The sequence below is a fragment of the Epilithonimonas bovis DSM 19482 genome (assembly GCF_900108115.1).
GTDB lineage: Bacteria > Bacteroidota > Bacteroidia > Flavobacteriales > Weeksellaceae > Epilithonimonas > Epilithonimonas bovis.
Genome location: NZ_FTPU01000003.1, coordinates 14,782 through 34,397 on the forward strand (window position 1 = coordinate 14,782; position 19,616 = coordinate 34,397).

Genomic DNA, 19,616 nt, shown 5'->3' on the forward strand with positions numbered 1-19,616 from the left:
GTGGTAAAAAAAATAATTCGTTAAAAATGAAAATAGGAATACTTTGTTATCCCACCTACGGCGGCAGCGGAATTGTAGCTACAGAACTGGGAATGAGCCTTGCCGATAAAGGCTATGAAGTTCATTTTATAAGTTCGGCTTTGCCCGCCCGTCTGGATGTTACCAATCCGAATATCTTCTTTCACAAAGTGAATGTGCAGACCTATCCGCTGTTCCAGTATCAGCCTTATGATATCGCGTTGTCATCGATGATTTACCGTGTTGTGAATCTTTATAAGCTGGATATTCTGCACGCACATTATGCGATTCCTTATGCATACGCAGCCTTTACCGCCAAACAAATGCTGAAAGCCGAAGGCAAGGATGTTCCGTTGGTTACGACATTGCACGGTACAGACATCACTTTGGTAGGGCAACATCCGAGTTACAAACATGCCGTTGAGTTTTCGATTAATCAGAGTGATACGATTACTTCGGTTTCTGAAAGTTTGAAAAAAGATACGCTTCAGTTTTTCCATATCAAAAAGGAGATTCAGGTGATTACCAATTTTATTGATAATACAGAATTTGAAGAGTGTACAAGCTGCCAGCGCAGTCAGTTTGCCAATCCCGATGAAAAGATCCTGATTCACGTGTCTAACCTGAGACCGGTAAAACGAATCCAGGATGTTTTGGAGATATTTAAAAATGTCAACAAAAAGGTTAAATCAAAGCTAATAATTATTGGTGAAGGGCCTGAGATGGAGAAAATATCGGAGTTCCTGGAGCACAACCCAGAACTGATAGGGCACATCAAATTATTAGGCAAAGTCAACAATCTTTATCATATTTTGCAGCTCTCAGACGTGTTTCTTCTGCCGTCTGAACAGGAGAGTTTTGGCCTGGCAGCACTTGAAGCGATGGCCGCCAGAACGCCTGTTATCAGCAGTAATGCCGGCGGAATCCCCGAAGTTAATATACAAGGCGAAACAGGATATCTGGCCGAAACCGGCAATGTAGAAGCAATGTCCAATTACTGTATCAAACTTCTAAGCGATGATGAGCTGTTGGCCAAGATGAAAATTAATGCCAAGAACCGTGCATTAGAATTTGATCTTAAAAATATTCTTCCAATTTATATTGAGATGTATAAAAATACCATCGCAAAGTTTGAAGAGGCAAAATTGATAGATGCTGAAGTTAAATAAATAGCTGATAAAAAATCAGTTACATCAAAAATATTTTGTAATTTAAACCTTTCGGAGCATTTCCGGAAGGTTTTTTTATTCACTAATACTAATAACCGATGAATGAAGAACTATTACAATACCTATGGAATTTTAAAAAATTCAGGACGTTTGACTTCGTTTCGATTGACGGAAGAAAAATCGAAATTATAGACTTTGGAGAATGGAATAAAAATTCCGGCCCGGATTTTCTTCTGGCTAAAATCAAAATTGATGGGATAGTTTTCGTTGGTAATATCGAGATTCATACCAAGGCTTCGGATTGGTTTTTCCATAACCATTCCGGCAATCCCGAATTTGGTAATCTAATTCTTCATGCTGTTTATGTCAATGATTGTGAAATTCCCGAACTCGATAACCAACAGGTTGCAACGGTAGAACTAAGAGATTATTTTGATGAAAGCTTGCTCCAAAAGTATCAGCTCCTTTACCAGGAGCATACTTTCATTGCCTGTGAAGATTTATTTGATGTCGATAAAATTCCGCTCTTTTTTGAAGAAGAAGTTTTGCTCAAAAAACTGGATGAGAAAGCTGAGGGTTTTGAGCTTTCGCTTAAACGAAACCATAATAATTATGAAGCTGTGCTGTTCCAAAATCTGGCCTATACGTTTGGTTTAAAAGTGAACGCAGAAATCTTTCTTCAGTTGGCAGAGCATCTGGATTTTTCGGTAATTCAGAAAGTCAGGCAGAATCTGTTACAATTAGAAGCGTTGTTTTTCGGTATTTGTGGTTTTCTGGATTCTCCGTCTGATGATATGATGCAAATCTGGAAACGTGAATTTGCTTTTCTAAAAGTCAAGTTTAATTTATCAGATCTCCGTATTCACCCCAAGTTTTCCAAGCTTCGCCCACCCAATTTCCCAACAATCCGATTGTCACAATTAGCCAACCTTTATCATTCACAACCCAATCTTTTTTCAAAATTGATTGAGGCAAAAGGGATTGATGATGTATATAAAATCTTTGAAGATGTTAAGGCTTCTGAATATTGGGATAATCATTTTAATTTTGGGAAGATTTCCGCAGTTTATGGTAAGAAGTTGCTGAGCCGGGATTTCATCGATTTGATTATTATCAATACGGTTTTGCCGCTGAACTATTTTTACCATAAGAATCATAATCCTGAGATTGTTGATGATATTTTCGATTTCTATAAACAGATGAAGCCGGAGAAAAATGCTGTTCTGGATGATTGGAAAAAGTTAGGAATTAAATTCCAAAATGCTTTGGAAACACAAGCTTTCCTTTATCAGTATAAGGCATTTTGCAATCAGAAAAAATGCTTAAATTGCAGTATCGGTTATAAGCTTTTAAAAGAATAGAAATGAAAGAACCTAAGGTGATTAATAATTTTCGGCATAATGCAGAGCGCGAATGGTTTGGTGTATTGACAAGATACGGGACCAAGCTGGGTATCCCGGTGTCTAAACTGCGTGTTTTTTTTATTTATTCAACGTTTGCAACCGCTGGTATTTTCTTTCTTTTCTACCTTGGTTTAGCTTTTATGCTTTGGGTGAAAGACTGTATCGTGATCAAGCGGCCAAGCGTTTTTGATTTGTGACCAGTTAAACCGTTTATTGCGATAGATTAATAATGCTTAAACGTATGACAGAAATGCTGCCAAAGCAAAAAAGTAATTATACTATATAAAAAAATCCGATTGAGTTATCAATCGGATTTTATTTTGGAAGAAGTCTAATATCTGACTTCTAAAATCTTATTTGCAGATTAGGAATTGGCTGTAGTAATGTTAGCTACAGTATATTCTCTGTTCATTCTTGCAATGACTTCAAGAGAAATACCTTTAGGGCATTCTACTTCGCAGGCACCAGTGTTAGAGCAGTTTCCGAATCCTTCTTCGTCCATCGCTTTTACCATGTTCAGAACTCTTCTTTTTGCTTCTATACGACCTTGCGGTAACAGTGCAAACTGAGATACTTTTGCACCAACAAATAACATGGCAGAACCATTTTTGCAGGTGGCAACACAAGCACCACAACCGATACAAGCTGCTGCATCCATCGCTTTGTCTGCATCTTCTTTAGGAACCGGGATGGCGTTGGCATCCAAAGTATTACCTGAGGTGTTTACCGAAACAAATCCGCCGGCTGCCATCACTCTGTCAAATGCACTTCTGTCAACCACCAAATCCTTAATTACCGGAAAAGCGGCACTTCTCCAAGGTTCTATATGGATGGTTTCGCCATCTTTGAAATGTCGCATATGCAACTGGCAAGTAGTGATACCTGTGTCGGGGCCATGCGCTCTACCATTGATGTATAGGGAACACATTCCGCAGATGCCTTCACGACAGTCGTGGTCAAATGCTACAGGGTCTTTTCCCTCGTTGATCAGCTGTTCGTTAAGGATATCCAACATTTCCAGGAATGAAGAATCCGTAGAAACATCAGAGATTTTATAAGTCTCGAACTGTCCTTTTGATTTATTGTTTTTTTGTCTCCAAATTTTCAGCGTAAGATGTAAGCCTTTTTTTGCACTCATTTTTATATATTTTTGAATGGAGATTATTTATAACTTCTGGTTTTAACTTCAATATTTTCATATATCAGTTCTTCTTTATGCACTGTTTCTGCATTGATGTCAGCACCATTATACTGCCAAGCTGCAACATACTTGTAATGCTCGTCATCACGCTCTGCCTCTCCATCCGGGGTAGAGTGGTCTTCGCGGAAGTGACCTCCGCAAGATTCGTTTCTGTTCAGCGCATCAATCGCCATCAGCTGTCCAAGTTCCAGGAAGTCTGCAACACGGAAGGCCTTTTCCAGCTCAGGATTAAGGTTATCAGCTTCACCAGGAACTTTTACATTCTGCCAGAAATCTTTTCTAACTTCTTCGATCTCCTTGATAGCTTCTCTTAATCCTTCAGGTGTTCTTGCCATTCCCACTTTGTTCCACATAATGTGCCCAAGCTGTTTATGGAAATGGTCTACGGTATATTGCCCGTTGTTGGTTAAGAAGAAATTGATTTTATCTTTGACGCCTTTTTCAGCTTCGTCGAACTCTGCAGTGTCTGTAGGGATTTTCCCGGTTCTGATATCTGCAGAAAGATAATCTGCAATGGTATATGGCAATACAAAATAACCGTCTGCCAAACCTTGCATCAAAGCAGAAGCACCAAGTCTGTTAGCCCCGTGATCCGAGAAATTAGCTTCTCCAATGACAAAACATCCAGGGATTGTTGACATCAGGTTATAATCAACCCAAACGCCACCCATTGTGTAGTGAACAGCCGGATAGATCTTCATTGGTGTTTTGTAAGGATCATCAGCTGTAATTTTCTCGTACATGACGAAAAGGTTACCATATTTTTCTTCAATCCAGGCTTTTCCAAGATCATAAATCTGCTGATCTGTAGGATTGTGGATGTGTTTTTCTATGGCTGCTTCTTTACCTTTTTTGATAATCTCGGTAGAGAAATCTAAGAAAACACCTTCTTTAGTTTCATTATTTTCGATACCGAAACCTGCGTCGCAACGTTCTTTAGCTGCTCTTGAAGCAACATCCCTCGGAACCAGGTTCCCAAATGCAGGATATCTTCTTTCAAGATAGTAATCGCGGTCTTCTTCTTTTATATTCTCTGCTCTTAGCTTCCCTTCACGGATGGCTACTGCATCTTCAATCTTTTTAGGAACCCAGATTCTTCCTGAGTTTCGGAGAGATTCTGACATTAATGTCAGTTTAGATTGCTGAGTCCCATGGACAGGGATACATGTTGGGTGTATCTGTACATAGCAAGGATTGGCAAAATAAGCTCCTTTTTTATGGATTTTCCAGGCAGCAGAAACGTTTGATCCCATCGCATTGGTAGACAGGAAATATACATTACCATAACCTCCCGACGCAATAACAACGGCATGGGCAGAGTGTCTTTCAATCTCGCCTGTAACCAGGTTTCTTGCGATGATACCTCTTGCTTTTCCGTCTACTATGACAAGTTCCATCATCTCATGACGGTTCATCATTTTGATTCTGCCTTTACCAATTTGGCGGCTCATTGCAGAATAGGCTCCTAGTAATAATTGTTGCCCCGTTTGTCCTTTGGCGTAAAAAGTTCTTTTTACCTGGACACCACCAAAAGAACGGTTGTCTAACTGACCGCCGTAATCTCTACCAAAAGGAACGCCCTGAGAAACACATTGGTCTATAATATTGGCAGAAACCTCAGCAAGCCTGTAAACATTAGCTTCTCTAGCTCTGTAGTCACCTCCTTTTATGGTGTCATAAAACAATCTGTAAGTCGAGTCACCATCACCCTGATAATTTTTGGCAGCATTGATACCGCCCTGTGCAGCAATAGAGTGCGCTCTTCTGGGAGAATCCTGATAACAGAAAGCTTTTACATTGTAGCCCTGTTCTGCAAGTGTTGCAGCGGCAGAACCACCGGCCAATCCTGTCCCAACGATAATGATGTCTATTTTGTCCCGGTTGTTAGGTGCAACCAGATTCATGTGATCTTTATGATGTTTCCATTTATCCTTTAAAGGACCTTCAGGAATTTTTGAATCTAAACCCATAATTTTATTTTATATTATTGAGTAACGAAATGATAAATTGCGATAATAATGAATCCAAGCGGAATGATAACGGAGTACCAGCTTCCGAAAGCCTTGATAAAAGGCGTGTACTTTGGATGTCTTGCTCCAATGGACTGAAATGATGACTGGAAACCGTGTGCCAGGTGTAATCCTAATAATACAAATGCAATCACATAAAGAACAACCCTCCATACATCATGGAATTTGTGGTGTAGTTCTTCCCAATATCTCAGTTCATCCGGATTGTTGCCTTGTATGTACTTGTAACTAATCTCCGGAACCCAGAAATCATAAAAGTGCAAGGCTAAAAATGCCAGAATCACAGCGCCGGAAATAATCATATTTCGGGACATCCATGTAGAGTTGGCAGAACCATTGTTCATCGCATACTTTACAGGTCTCGCCCGGTTATTCTTAATCTCCAGTACAAAGCCCATAACGAAGTGGAACACTATTGCAAACATCAGGATGGGCTGCATCAGAAATTGAACTGCAGGATTATATCCCATAAAGTGCGATGCAGCGTTGAAATTGCTCTCGCTAAAAACGGAGATCATATTGGTGGATAAGTGCATCACCAAAAAAATCAGCAAGAACATTGCTGAAAGTGCCATAGCATATTTTCTGCCTATAGAAGACGTAATACCTGCCATAATTCTATTGTTGTTTGAATTTTTACAAATTTAAAAAATAGTTGATTCACTTAATGTTGAGAAATGTCAGAAAATGACAGTTTGTAATCTTTCTAAATAATATGTTAACATTGCGATGATGCTTGGGGTTAGGAAGGTTTTTTTGTTTTTGAATTGTTGTTTATCCAAATTATTTTAATTTTAAAACCTTAAAATTTTATAACATGAAGTTATCATACACTTGTGGCGACTCCAATATCCCGCTGCTGGGTGAAACTATAGGTGAAAATCTTAGAAAGACAGTTGATCAATTTCCCCAAAGAGAGGCATTAGTCTCTTATCATCAAAATTACAGAGCAACTTACGAAGAGTTCTATAAACAGACAACCCAAGTGGCAAAAGCGCTTGTCGGTCTTGGTTTGTCAGCTGGTGAGCGTGTTGGTGTGTGGTCTACCAACCGCTACGAATGGGTATTATTGCAATATGCCACAGCAAGGATTGGGGTCATCCTCGTCAATATTAATCCTGCCTACCGAACCAGTGAACTTATTTTTGTCATTAATCAGTCTGAGATATCTTACATTTTTTCATCATTAACATTTAAGTCCAGCGATTACAAAAAAATGATTTTAGACGCCAAAGAATTCTGTTCTACTCTCAGATCGGAGATCTTCTTTGATGATAACTGGAACGATTTTTTAGAGGGTGCCAGTTCTGTTTCTGATGATACTTTGCTGGCTTTTGAAAATGAAGTGCAGTTTGATGATCCAGTTAATATTCAATATACATCGGGAACCACAGGTTTCCCAAAAGGTGTTACATTGTCACATCATAATATTCTTAACAACGGCTACTTTATAGGAGTCCGCTTAAAGTATACCGAGAATGACCGGGTTTGTATTCCGGTGCCGTTTTACCATTGTTTTGGTATGGTAATCGGTAATATTTGCTGTACGGCACACGGAGCCTGTATGGTGATTCCTAATGACAGTTTTGATGCAGAATTGACGCTGGATGTTGTGTCAAAAGAACGGTGCACCTCTCTGTATGGAGTTCCTACAATGTTTATTGCGGAACTGGCTGTGAAGAATTTTGGAGATTACGATTTATCCCATCTCAGGACTGGTGTAATGGCTGGGTCTGTTTGTCCGCCGGAGATTATGAAAAAAGTGGAAAGCCTGATGAATATGAAAGAAGTGTCAATATGTTATGGCATGACAGAGACATCACCAGTTTCTACCCAAACACTAATTGGGACACCTCTAGAGAAGCAGGTTTCTACCGTTGGTACAGTTCAGGATCATTTGGAAATCAAAATTATCGATAATAACGGCAAGATTGTTGAGCGGGGCGTGCATGGCGAGCTTTGTACACGTGGTTACTCGGTGATGCTGAAGTATTGGAATGATCCCGAAAATACCAAAAAAGTTATAGACGAGGGCAGGTGGATGCATACCGGCGATCTTGCTGTGATGGATGATGAGGGGTATATCACGATCTCCGGGCGAATAAAGGATCTAATCATCCGCGGTGGTGAAAATATTTCGCCTAAAGAGATTGAGGATTTTCTATATACTTATCCCAATATTTTGGATGTTCAGATTATTGGTGTGCCTAGTGAGCGTTTTGGTGAGGAAGTAATGGCATGGGTAAAAATTAGGGAAGGTTACGAATTGTCTGAGTCTGATCTTTTGGAATATTGCCAGGGCAAGATTGCGCATTATAAAATCCCAAAGTACTGGAAGTTTGTAGACGAATTCCCGATGACGGTCTCCGGTAAAGTGAGGAAAGTGGAGATGCGGGAGTTGTCGGTTAAAGAATTAGGTTTGTAAATTAAGTTTTAAAAATAAAATGCTCCTTTTTTTTCAGGAGCATTTGTTTTATAATTCTTTTCTAAGCCTTGCGACAGGAATATTAAGTTGTTCCCGATACTTGGCGATGGTACGTCTTGCGATGTTGTAGCCTTTTTCCTTTAAGATGCCTACAAGCGCATCATCTGTGTACGGTTTTCTTTTGTTTTCTTTTCCGATGGCTTCTTGCAGGTGCATTTTGATCTCTTTTGTAGAAACTTCTTCACCATCGTCATTGGTAAGCGAGTCGGAGAAAAGATTTTTGAGGTATACAATACCATTCGGTGTGTCAGCATACTTGCTTTTTACAACCCGTGATATGGTTGAAATATCAAAGCCGGTAATATCAGCCACGTCTTTTAGAATCATTGGCTTAATGTTTTTCTCATCGCCGGACAAGAAATAATCTTTCTGAAGCTTAACAATTGCTGTGATAGTTTGCAATAATGTATTTTGCCTTTGGTTAATAGCGTCAATATACCATTTTGCCGCATCCAGCTTTTGTTTGATAAAAAGAGCTGCCTGCTTGTGTTCTGCAGAATTTTTATCATGAGAGTAGGTCGATAAAATCTCTTTGTATTCGTCAGAAACACGCAATGATGGCGCATTTTTGTTATTGAGCGTTGGGATGACTTGGCCATCTTTGATCTGAATGGCAAAATCCGGGATAATCTCCTGATTGATGGTGATGGTTTGTGTGTCAAAATTACCACCTACTTTAGGGGATAATCTGGATATCTCATCCAAGGCGTCTTTCAGGTCTTCTTCTTCGATATCATACTTCTGAAGAATTTTATTGTAATGTTTGTTGGCAAGCGCATCAAATTGATTTCTGAGGATGTTCCCTGCCAGTATAATGCTTGGGTTGGAGCTTACTTTTTTCTCTATTTGAAGCAGAAGGCATTCTCTCAGGTCTCTTGCACCTACGCCAGGCGGGTCCAGTTTCTGAATATAATTTTCCAGGATGTCTGTTACTTTCTCAATCGTTGTATAAATACCTTGTGAAAAGGCCAGGTCATCAACGATGGATTTGATTTCCCTTCTCAGGTAACCATCAGTATCCAGGTTACCAATAATGTATTCTGCAATTTTCAGATCATCATTATCGATATTAATCAGTCTGATCTGCTCTATGAGATAGTCATATAATGTTTGGCCTTCTGTTAAGAGGGATTGGTTGTCGAATTCCTCGTCATCCGGAGAGTAATTGCTGCTGGCGGTTTTATAGCTGGGTTCGTCATCGTAGAGGTATTCGTTAACATCAAAATCGGTTTCTATACTCTCGCTACCTTCGTTTTCAAATTCTTCATCAGCCTTAGAAAAATCTTCCTCTGCGTTTTCATCTGCCACTTTTTCCAGAGCTGGATTTTCTTCCAGTTCTCTTTCCAGTTCCTCTTCAAACTCCAGGGTGTGGAGTTGTATCAGCTTCATCAATTGAATCTGTTGAGGTGCTAATTTTTGACCGAGTTTAAGTTGTAGATTTTGCTTTAGCATAATAAAAATGTGTTATCAGATTTGATTAACGCTGACGAAGTTAGAAATTTTTTTTTGAACCACAATAAGTTTAGCACGATTTTTGATGTAATTGTTTTGAAATAAAAAACCCTGCCGGTATTACACTCTGGCAGGGTTTATCTTTATTAGTTATTAAGTCCTACAATGCAACCATCTCTGTGACCTCTACATCATAACCAGAAATAACCGGTTTTATATTCGGGTTTTGTGTAATGACTTTAAACTTGTTAATACCAAGGTCTTTCAGGATCTGTGTACCAATACCGTAATCCCTAAAGTTGGGGGCAATAGTGGGCTGTTCGCTCGTTCCATCCTGGAAATTGAGGAAGTGCTGAATTTTGCTGAGCGTACTCTCTTTGCTGGAAACATTATTGATAAACACGACGGCGCCTTTCCCTTCTTTATTAATAAGGTCTGTCACCTGCTGCATCAGTGGGTTTTCACCATTAGATAATTTGCTGAATACGTCAAAATATGAGTTTGATGACTGTACCCGTACCAGGATTGATTCATCAGCAGACCATGTCCCTTTGGTTAGTGCATAATGGATTTGTTCGGTAGGTTTTTCCTCAAATACATAAAAATTAAAATCACCAAAATGAGTTTTGATTTGGCGTTCTTCGATTCTTTCTACAAGGCCGCCCTGTCTCAGTCTGTAATGGATGAGGTCTTCTATAGATATCACTTTCAGGTCATGTTCTTTCCCGAATTCAAGCAATTGTGGTAATCTTGCCATGCTGCCATCTTCCTTCAGGATTTCGCAGATTACGCCACCTTCCTTAAGCCCGGCAAGTCTTGTAAGATCTATCGCCGCTTCTGTGTGGCCTGCTCTTTTCAGCACACCGCCTTCTTTAGCACGCAATGGGAAAATATGGCCGGGGCGCATCAGGTCACCAGGTTTTGTTTCCGGATTCATAATGGCCTGTATTGTTTTTGCACGGTCTCCTGCACTGATGCCGGTGGTAGCACCTTTGCCAAGAAGGTCAACAGAAATAGTAAAAGCTGTCTCCTTAGGATCTGTAGAATTGGCAACCATAGATTGCAGCTCCAGTTCATCACACCGCTTCTCGGTCAATGGCATGCAAATAAGGCCTCTTGCATAGGTTGCCATAAAATTGACTGTTTCTGTAGTTGTAAGTTCGGCTGCGGCCAAAAGATCGCCTTCGTTTTCACGGTCTTCGTCATCTACAACAATTACCATTTTACCTTTTTTAAGGTCGTCAAGCGCTTCTTCTATTGTATTAAGTTGGAGATTATCCATTTTTAAAATAATTTTTACAAAGATACTTATTTAGAACCTAAATAAAGATTGTAAAAATCAATTAAAAATATGTAGAAAATGAATTTTTAGGAGCCGGGAACCTGCTGTCCACTATTATCTTTTTGCTATTGCAAAGAAAGGTCGCAGGACAAAGAACTTTCCAATAATTGCAATAACAAAAAGGATAGCCGTTTCCATCAGGGCTAGTATGCAATTCTCTGCAAATACTACTTAATATATTAGAGGTTAAAAAAAAATGAATAAAAAACAGTTAGAGAATTTGAAATTTAAAAAAAAAGTCTAAATTTGCAATCCAAAGAAAATGGTACTTTGGCCGAGTGGCTAGGCAGTGGTCTGCAACACCATCTACAGCGGTTCGAATCCGCTAGGTACCTCACAATAAAACCCTAAAACGAAATAAACGTTTTAGGGTTTTTTGTGATGGTATATTAATATTGGTATCTCCATTTGTGTATGGTCTTTGGATTTCAAAAGTTAGAAATTCTCAAATATTATAAGCTTTTGTAAATAAACTTCACTGCAAAGTTGAGCAATAATTATATTTTTACCAGATGATCATTTTTAACAATATAATTCGCTACAATTGTTAAATTTTTTCTATTTCATTATGTTTTGAGAATTAATCAATTTAATTTTGTCACAATGTTTATATTGAGTTAATATTTGGCAGATGTTTTGTTTATCAGACCTATATAATTTTCAATTACTACTAATACAATAATAAAGATGGAAGCCTCAGAACTTAGACTTAATAATCTGCTAATGTACGAAGATTCGATTGTGCCAATTATCGGGATGGAGAATAATGACGAGAGTGTTATTGTAAAAATTAATTCATTAACATCAGTCGATTATAAAAAGCTAAAACCAATTGCGCTGACTGCCGAATGGTTTTCTAGACTTGGGTTTAAAGAAGCTTACCGCTCAAAAAGCAGAGTGAGGTTCGATTTGCCCAATTATTGCAGATATGATTTTGATCTCGATTCCAACAAAATTCTTCAGGGTTTTTTATTTTTCGGGAACTATATCAAATGTAATTATCTCCACCAGCTGCAGAATATCTATTTCACACTGACTGGTGAAGAGCTCAAAATAGAGCCGGCTATTTCAGCTGTTCCCAAAGTCCAAATCACACTATCATAGTTATTATCAAAACCTGATTTTTGCAAGTCAGGTTTTTTATTTCTAAAAATCTGGCATTGGACTTCTGTCATCTGACATCTTTCCTTACTTTTGTGTAAAATTGTTTAGAATTGAAAACTCATTTCATTGCCATTGGCGGTTCTGCGATGCATAATTTAGCCATTGCGCTCAAAGATAAAGGCTATCAGGTAACTGGTTCCGATGATGCTATTTTCGAACCTTCAAGATCAAGATTAGAAAAAAAAGGGATTCTGCCGCAGGAACTGGGTTGGTTTCCGGAAAAATTAACATCGGATATTGATGCTGTCATTCTTGGGATGCACGCCCACGCAGACAATCCCGAGCTGGCAAGAGCAAAAGAATTGGGTCTGAAGATCTATTCTTACCCGGAGTTTCTTTACGAACAATCCAAAGAAAAAACCAGAGTAGTCATTGGAGGTTCGCACGGGAAAACAACGATTACATCGATGATCCTCCACGTTCTTAATTTTCATCACAAAGACATCGATTATATGGTTGGTGCTCAGTTGGAAGGCTTCGATTGTATGGTGAAAATCACGAATGACAATGATTTTATGATCCTTGAAGGTGATGAATATCTCTCTTCTCCAATAGATCTTCGTTCAAAGTTTCTATTATATCAGCCCAATATCGCTTTGATTTCCGGGATTGCCTGGGATCATATTAATGTTTTCAAGACATTTGATGATTATATCGATCAGTTCAGGAAATTTGTTGCAACCATCACGCCCGGTGGCGTTCTGGTTTATAACGAAGAGGATCCGGAAGTGGTAAAAGTCGTGGAAAGTGCCGAGAATTATTTTAGAAAAATCCCGTACAAAACGCCTGAGTATGAAATCATAGACGGTGTTGTGAATCTAAAAACCGATATGGGCGATGTTTCGTTGTCTGTTTTTGGTAAGCATAACCTGCTGAATATGGAAGGTGCCAGATTCATCTGTTCCCAGTTGGGGATTATGGAAGAAGAATTCTACGAGGCAATTATGAGCTTCAAAGGGGCGAGCAAACGACTGGAAAAAGTAGAAAGACCTGACGGTGGTTTGCTTTACAAAGATTTTGCACACGCACCTAGCAAAGTGAAAGCCACGGTGGCTGCTTTTGCTGAACAATTTTCCAAAACCGAAACCTTCGGCTTCTTAGAATTACATACCTATTCCAGCCTTAATCCAATTTTTCTTGAGCAGTACGATCACGCTTTGGATGGCCTAGACCACGCTGTGGTTTTCTATTCGGAAGAGGCTTTGAGAATCAAGCGGATGGATCCTATTTCACCGGATTTGATTAAGGAGAAATTCAGGAATCAGGATCTCAAAGTATTTACTAATGCCGCAGACCTTCATCAATATTGGGAAACGTTAGACAAAACAAAAGGTGCTTTTCTGATGATGAGTTCCGGTAATTTCGGTGGCTTAGATTTGACAAAATAAAAAAAATGAATGCGCTTCCTCAGAAAATATTGGCCCGGCAAAAAGAGATTACCAGTGATTTTATGAAAATCGTTGATGAGAACCTTGCCGATGTTTTGTCCGGAAAATCTGAGCATATCTACGAAATAAGGGATGTAGCGGAATTGTTGCATATCCATCCGAGGCATCTAAGTAATACGATCAAGCTGGTGACAGGCAATTCGCCCTGTTCTTTTGTGGAAGGCAAAATTCTTGACATTGCCAAACAGCATTTAGAAGATAATAAAATGAGTATTGCAGAAATCGCAAAAATGCTGACTTATGATCCTTCTAATTTATCCAATTCAAAGCACCGTTTTACCTGACTCAGAAATCGCTGGAATTACTGAATGACGGCGGCGGAATTATCAATATTTCTTCCGGTTTGGCAAGATTCTGTTTGCCAGGTTATGGCGCTTATGGTGCATTGAAAGGTGCTGTGGAAGTCCTTACAAGGTATGAAGCGCAGGAATTTGGCAAGCGCGGCATTAATGTGAATGTTGTTGCTCTGGGTGCGATTGAAACAGATTTCGGTGGCGGCGTTGTAAGAGACAATGCACAGGTTAATCAGCATATTGCCGGAACAACGGCTTTGGGAAGGGTAGGGCTTCCGGCTGATATTGGCGGTGTTGTCGCCTTTCTTTGTACCGATGATGCCAAATGGATCAATGCGCAAAGGATAGAAGTTTCCGGCGGTTCAAATTTGTAAAACCTAAATAATTAATGTCTTTAACCTCCGGAATTTTTTCCGGAGGTTTTTTTTGTTATGAGGGTTATGTTGGAAAGATTTAAATATTTATTTAGCTAATTAATTTGTTAGATTAATCTAACTTTTATATATTTGCAATATAATATATTAATTAAATGAAGCTAAGATTATTTTCTCTATCAGTTGCTGCTCTTTTCGGTGGTTACCAATTGGCTTACTCACAGGTAGATAGCCTGGCTGTGCCAGCGGTAAAAAATGATAGTTTAACCACAAAAAAAGAAGTTGTAAAAACAGGAGATATAGAAGATGTGGTGATTACCGGTACAATGAAGGCCGTGAGCAGGCTGGAAAGCCCGGTTCCCGTAGAGGTTTATACCCCAACATTTTTTAGGAAAAATCCTACACCTAGTATTTTTGATGCTCTGCAAACCGTCAATGGTGTCCGCCCACAACTTAATTGTAATATCTGTAACACCGGCGATATCCATATCAACGGTTTAGAAGGCCCTTACACGATGGTTTTGATTGACGGAATGCCAATCGTGAGTTCTTTAGGAACGGTCTACGGATTGTCCGGGATTCCAAATTCTTTGGTAGAAAGAATCGAGGTGGTAAAAGGTCCTGCCTCTTCTCTCTATGGGAGTGAAGCAGTTGGAGGTCTTATCAATATTATTACCAAGAAACCTCAGAATGCACCATTGGTGAGTGCCGATCTGTTTTCTACAACCTGGGGCGAATATAATGTGGATTTGGGATTTAAATTCAATGCCGGGAAAAAAGCAAGTGTCCTTACCGGGATCAATTATTTTAATTTCCAAAACAGGGTCGACAATAACCATGATAACTTTACCGATGTCACCCTGCAAAACAGGATATCTATTTTCCAGAAATGGAATTTTGAACGGAAAGAAAACCGTTTGTTTACACTCGCTGCACGTTATATGTACGAGGACCGCTGGGGCGGTGATATGCGCTGGGACAAATCCTACCGTGGCGGCGATGAGATCTATGGCGAGAGTATCTATACCAACCGCGCAGAAATTATTGGTAATTACCAGTTACCGGTGAGCGAAAAAATGTTCTTTGGATTTTCCTTCATCAATCACGATCAGGACAGCCGCTACGGTGATGTTTCTTACATAGCCAACCAAAAAATCGCTTTTGGGCAGCTGACCTGGGATAAAAAAATAGGGAGACACGATCTCTTGGCAGGTACTGCTCTCAGATATACTTATTACGACGACAATACGCCGGCAACAGCCTACTCAAACGGGCAAAATGAACCTGAAAATACCTGGTTGCCCGGGGTTTTTATTCAGGATGAGATTGCGCTGGCAGAAAAACATAAGCTGTTACTGGGGTTCCGTTATGACCATAACAATATCCACGGCAATATTTTTACCCCAAGAGTGGCTTACAAATGGGCGATTAACAAAAATGATATCATCCGCTTGAATGCCGGAACCGGTTACCGTGTCGTTAATCTTTTTACAGAAGACCACGCGGCACTTACCGGAGCGAGGAATGTTATTATTCTTAGCGATCTGAAACCGGAAAAATCTTATAATGCTAACCTTAATTTTATTAAGAAATTTTATCTTAATTCCGGTAGTTTTATAGGGTTGGATGCTACCGCTTTTTACACTTATTTTACCAACAGGATTGTTCCGGATTATGATACCAACCCTAATGAAATCCTCTACGACAATCTTGATGGGCATGCGGTGAGCAAAGGTATCAGTCTTAATGCTGACCTGACATTTTCTAACGGTTTAAAATTCATTCTCGGGGGCACATTGATGGAAAACACATTAACCGAAAACGGAATCACCGAACAACAGATGCTCACAGAAAAGTTCACAGGAACCTGGGCCGTGTCGTACAAAATTAAACCTTGGCATCTGAGCATCGATTATACCGGTAATGTTTACAGCCCAATGCGTTTACCTTTACAGGGCGATCTGGATCCAAGACCTGGCATGTCACCTTGGTGGAGCATACAGAATATTCAGTTTACTTATAGTGGAGTCCGAAATTTTGAATTTTATGCCGGTGTGAAAAACCTACTCAACTGGACACCTGCCAAAGGAACTCCCTTTCTTATATCTCGCTCAAATGATCCTTTTGGCGAGCCTACAGCAGACAATCCTTTAAATTTTGATACATCATATGTTTACGCGCCAAACCAGGGGATCAGGGGCTTTTTAGGGGTAAGATTTAATTTTGATTAATATAATTGAGAATATCAATAGAGGCGGGCTTTAGCCCGTCTCAAAAATTACAATTTAATTAGGCTTTAGCCAAAATTGATAATTGATTGAGAAACAAAAAGAAAATGAAAATTCGTGATGCCATATTACGACTGGCGATTCTGGGAAGTATTTTACTTTCCGGAATTTGCTTTTCTCAGGCCAAATCCTATCAGTTTGAAGCGATAGAAAACTTACAGGAATCAGAAAAAAAAGATGTTGTAGTTTTCATCCATACCAATTGGTGCAATTACTGCAAAGCGATGGAAAATACCACGTTTAATAATCAGAAAGTGGCTGATCTCATTCAACAGAATTTCTATTTTGTAATATTGGATGCAGAAGAAAAGCGTGATATTAGCTTTGCCGGAAAAACATTCCGATACAAACCCACAGGAAAAGATACCGGCATCCACCAACTTGCAGAAACATTAATGGGCGGGAAAACAACTTACCCGAGTTTAATCATATTAAATACTAAAAACGAAATCATTTTTCAATATAACGGCTATTTAAAATCCTCAGAACTTCTGGATATTCTCAAGAAAATAAAATCAGAACGATAGAAACTCTTTTAGCAAATCAAATTTTGCTGAGCGAAGCGCCTTTGCGTCTCAAGATATTTCCGATTATTAAAATAATCTTTGCGGCCTTTGCGTTAAAATTTTCCATTAAGCAAAAAAAAGTGCCCAGATAGTTCCGAACACTTCAATAATAATTGATATTGGTTAAATCCTAATCTCTTCTATTCAAGAAAATTCTCAAAATATACCAGAACAGCAGCATTATCGACGCAAACATCTGCAAAGCAGCACCAACATATTGCTCTTTGTTATAAACATTCTTGATGTTGTAGGTTTCATAAAGAATACTCGCACTCGCCAATCCAACCATTGCCAGGGAAAACCAAAGTCCCAGGTTCCATCCGAAGATAGAGCCGGCAACAATTACTCCTAAAGCTACAAATCCGCCAATCACGATGATATTTCTAAGAAAAGAAAAATCCTTGTTGGTAAAAAATACCGTTGCTGTTAATCCTGCAAACATAAAAAGCGTTACTAGAGCGGCCTGCGTAATCACCTGAGGTGCGTACAGACTTGCGATGCCCAACATTGGCAGGAAGATGACGGCTTCTATCAGGACATACAGACCCAATCCTAAATATTGTGTGTTTCTGGAGAGTGAGAAAGACAATTTGGTCGCCAGCATAGATGCCAGCCAAAAAACGCCAATCACGGCCAGCCAGATATACCTTCCCGAAACCATCGCAAGCACCGTTTCCAGCGGAACCGTTTTCAGCAGCAGATATTCCACTGCGCCAAAAGCTAAAATGGCCACTGCAACGTGCATATACGTTTTTCTGTAAAATTCTGCTTTTTCGATTTCTGACAGTTGAGAAACCATTAACGAATCATTCATTGTGTGTAAAATTAGTAGTCTCAAAGATAACATTTTATAATATAAAACAGTCCTAAGGCTCTCATAATTCTTTTTCAGGAGCCGGGAACCTGCTGTCCACTGTATCTTTTTCTGCCAAAGCTAAAAACCTCATAGGTTTTCAAAACCTATGAGGTTTCCCCCAGCCAAGAAAAAGGATGCCGTTCCCATCAGGGCTAAGGGTTTCAATATCAAAACAACATACGTCTTCCAAATCAAAATTTAATTCATTTTTTCCACTCAAGTAACTTTTTGCCTCTTAAAATAGTTTCAATAATTAACAAAAACCTCTGCGGACTTTGCGTTCAGAGAAAAAATATTACATTTGAGAAAAGCCAAATCTAATACAATGAGATACATTCAGTTAGGTAAAATTCCGCCAAAAAGACACACGGTTTTCAAATCCGAAGATAACCAGTTTTATTACGAGCAGCTCTTTGGTACAGAAGGTTTTCACGGCATCGCATCCTTGCTGTATCACGTACATCGCCCAACTCAGATCAAATCCATTGGCAATGTAAAAGACGTAACTCCCAAAATTGCGGTGGAGAAAAACGTCACACCAAGAATGATAAAAGGGGCAAAAGTAAAACCCGAAGACGATTTTTTGGAAAGCCGGAAGGTTCTGATGTTTAACAACGATTTGAAAATGGGTTTGGCAAAGCCCAGACAATCAACTGATTATTTTTATAAAAATGCAGAATGTGATGAGTTGCTCTTTGTCCACCAAGGTAAAGGAACGCTGAAAACAATGCTTGGCAATATTGACTTTTCTGTCGGCGATTATCTCATCATTCCCAGAGGAACTATTTATCAGTTGGAATTAGATTCGGAGCAAAATGTTTTCTTTTTCATAGAAGCGCATTCACCGATTTATACACCAAAACGTTACCGTAATGAGTTTGGGCAATTGTTGGAGCATTCGCCGTTCTGTGAACGCGATATTATTCCTCCAACTTTTACAGAACCAAAAGATGAAAAAGGCGATTTTCTTATCAAAGTCAAAAAAGAAAATCAAATTACCGATTTCATTTACGCCACTCATCCGTTTGATGTCGTTGGCTGGGACGGTTATTTTTATCCTTATAAATTCAATATCAAAAATTTTGAGCCAATTACCGGTCGCATTCATCAGCCGCCTCCGGTTCATCAGAACTTCGAAGCACATAATTTTGTGGTTTGTTCATTCTGTGCAAGGATGTATGATTATCATCCGGATGCCATTCCTGCACCTTACAATCATTCCAATATCGATTCGGATGAGGTACTGTTTTATACAGAAGGCGATTTTATGAGCAGAAACCACGTAGATCTGATGGATTTTTCATTGCATCCTGGCGGGATTGTCCACGGCCCGCATCCTGGAGCGATGGAGCGGAGTATCGGTAAAAAATTCACAAACGAATATGCGGTAATGGTAGATCCTTTCCGCCCTTTGAAATTGACAGAGGAAGCGATCCGAGCAGAAGATCCAACTTACAAAACAAGCTGGCTAGATGCTTAGTTTAGAACGGTTTCAAATCCAAATTAAATGACGATTTATCTGATGGA

The 19,616-nt window shown here is 39.4% G+C and carries 16 protein-coding genes, 1 tRNA gene and 1 pseudogene; 12 read left to right on the top strand and 6 right to left on the bottom strand.

Features of this window, described 5'->3' with window-relative positions:
• Positions 1 to 26 precede the first annotated feature (26 nt).
• From bshA to B0B05_RS01725, 3 genes are all read left to right on the top strand, one after another.
• On the top strand, positions 27 to 1,187 hold the full coding sequence (gene bshA / locus B0B05_RS01715; RefSeq protein ID WP_076781783.1) for an N-acetyl-alpha-D-glucosaminyl L-malate synthase BshA: 1,161 nt from the start codon (positions 27 to 29) through the stop codon (positions 1,185 to 1,187).
• Between the two features lie 98 nt (positions 1,188 to 1,285).
• Positions 1,286 to 2,548, top strand: a complete 1,263-nt coding sequence (locus B0B05_RS01720; protein ID WP_076781784.1) for a DUF2851 family protein — start codon at positions 1,286 to 1,288, stop codon at positions 2,546 to 2,548.
• Between the two features lie 17 nt (positions 2,549 to 2,565).
• A complete protein-coding gene (locus B0B05_RS01725; RefSeq protein WP_394332780.1) occupies positions 2,566 to 2,787 on the top strand; it encodes a PspC family transcriptional regulator in 222 nt (73 codons plus the stop codon).
• Between the two features lie 167 nt (positions 2,788 to 2,954).
• Here the strand turns inward: B0B05_RS01725 and B0B05_RS01730 are convergent, their stop codons facing one another.
• Genes B0B05_RS01730 through B0B05_RS01740 form a run of 3 tightly spaced genes read right to left on the bottom strand, consistent with a single transcriptional unit; the run spans position 2,955 to position 6,435 of the window.
• On the bottom strand, positions 2,955 to 3,728 hold the full coding sequence (locus B0B05_RS01730; protein ID WP_076781786.1) for a succinate dehydrogenase/fumarate reductase iron-sulfur subunit: 774 nt from the start codon (positions 3,726 to 3,728) through the stop codon (positions 2,955 to 2,957).
• Between the two features lie 23 nt (positions 3,729 to 3,751).
• Complete coding sequence (locus tag B0B05_RS01735; protein ID WP_076781787.1) at positions 3,752 to 5,761, bottom strand: fumarate reductase/succinate dehydrogenase flavoprotein subunit; 2,010 nt, start codon at positions 5,759 to 5,761, stop codon at positions 3,752 to 3,754.
• A 14-nt stretch (positions 5,762 to 5,775) separates the two neighbouring features.
• The gene (locus B0B05_RS01740) at positions 5,776 to 6,435 is read right to left on the bottom strand and encodes a succinate dehydrogenase cytochrome b subunit (RefSeq protein WP_076781788.1); all 660 of its coding nucleotides are present in this window, start codon (positions 6,433 to 6,435) and stop codon (positions 5,776 to 5,778) included.
• 203 nt (positions 6,436 to 6,638) lie between these two features.
• Here B0B05_RS01740 and B0B05_RS01745 point away from each other — a divergent pair, with 203 nt between their 5' ends.
• Positions 6,639 to 8,246 carry an AMP-binding protein gene (locus B0B05_RS01745; protein ID WP_076781789.1) on the top strand — a complete coding sequence of 536 codons (1,608 nt, stop codon included), beginning with the start codon at positions 6,639 to 6,641 and terminating at the stop codon, positions 8,244 to 8,246.
• Between the two features lie 48 nt (positions 8,247 to 8,294).
• Here the strand turns inward: B0B05_RS01745 and rpoN are convergent, their stop codons facing one another.
• Both rpoN and ribB read right to left on the bottom strand, forming a co-directional pair.
• The gene (gene rpoN, locus B0B05_RS01750; RefSeq protein WP_076781790.1) at positions 8,295 to 9,758 is read right to left on the bottom strand and encodes an RNA polymerase factor sigma-54; all 1,464 of its coding nucleotides are present in this window, start codon (positions 9,756 to 9,758) and stop codon (positions 8,295 to 8,297) included.
• Between the two features lie 160 nt (positions 9,759 to 9,918).
• Complete coding sequence (gene ribB, locus B0B05_RS01755; RefSeq protein WP_076781791.1) at positions 9,919 to 11,040, bottom strand: 3,4-dihydroxy-2-butanone-4-phosphate synthase; 1,122 nt, start codon at positions 11,038 to 11,040, stop codon at positions 9,919 to 9,921.
• 324 nt (positions 11,041 to 11,364) lie between these two features.
• Here ribB and B0B05_RS01760 point away from each other — a divergent pair.
• The 7 genes and pseudogenes from B0B05_RS01760 (at position 11,365) to B0B05_RS01790 (ending at position 17,194) form a co-directional block, all read left to right on the top strand.
• Positions 11,365 to 11,435, top strand: a tRNA-Cys gene (locus tag B0B05_RS01760).
• Positions 11,436 to 11,787: 352 nt separating this feature from the next.
• Positions 11,788 to 12,204, top strand: a complete 417-nt coding sequence (locus tag B0B05_RS01765; RefSeq protein WP_076781792.1) for a hypothetical protein — start codon at positions 11,788 to 11,790, stop codon at positions 12,202 to 12,204.
• 110 nt (positions 12,205 to 12,314) lie between these two features.
• Positions 12,315 to 13,652 carry a UDP-N-acetylmuramate--L-alanine ligase gene (locus B0B05_RS01770; protein ID WP_076781793.1) on the top strand — a complete coding sequence of 446 codons (1,338 nt, stop codon included), beginning with the start codon at positions 12,315 to 12,317 and terminating at the stop codon, positions 13,650 to 13,652.
• A gap of 5 nt (positions 13,653 to 13,657) precedes the next feature.
• Complete coding sequence (locus tag B0B05_RS01775) at positions 13,658 to 13,996, top strand: helix-turn-helix domain-containing protein (protein ID WP_076781794.1); 339 nt, start codon at positions 13,658 to 13,660, stop codon at positions 13,994 to 13,996.
• A pseudogene (locus tag B0B05_RS01780) lies at positions 13,969 to 14,379 on the top strand (SDR family NAD(P)-dependent oxidoreductase); the annotation flags it as partial. The gene B0B05_RS01775 and the pseudogene B0B05_RS01780, both read left to right, overlap by 28 nt.
• Before the next feature lie 155 nt (positions 14,380 to 14,534).
• Entirely contained in the window at positions 14,535 to 16,610 is a 2,076-nt protein-coding gene (locus tag B0B05_RS01785) for a TonB-dependent receptor plug domain-containing protein (RefSeq protein ID WP_084173852.1), read from the top strand.
• A gap of 104 nt (positions 16,611 to 16,714) precedes the next feature.
• The gene (locus tag B0B05_RS01790) at positions 16,715 to 17,194 is read left to right on the top strand and encodes a thioredoxin family protein (protein ID WP_084173853.1); all 480 of its coding nucleotides are present in this window, start codon (positions 16,715 to 16,717) and stop codon (positions 17,192 to 17,194) included.
• 169 nt (positions 17,195 to 17,363) lie between these two features.
• On the opposite strand, the gene B0B05_RS01795 is transcribed toward B0B05_RS01790, so the two are convergent.
• A complete protein-coding gene (locus tag B0B05_RS01795; protein WP_076781795.1) occupies positions 17,364 to 18,047 on the bottom strand; it encodes a Bax inhibitor-1/YccA family protein in 684 nt (227 codons plus the stop codon).
• A 367-nt stretch (positions 18,048 to 18,414) separates the two neighbouring features.
• On the opposite strand from B0B05_RS01795, the gene B0B05_RS01800 reads away from it, so the two are divergent.
• A complete protein-coding gene (locus B0B05_RS01800; RefSeq protein ID WP_076781901.1) occupies positions 18,415 to 19,569 on the top strand; it encodes a homogentisate 1,2-dioxygenase in 1,155 nt (384 codons plus the stop codon).
• The last annotated feature ends 47 nt before the right edge of the window (positions 19,570 to 19,616 follow it).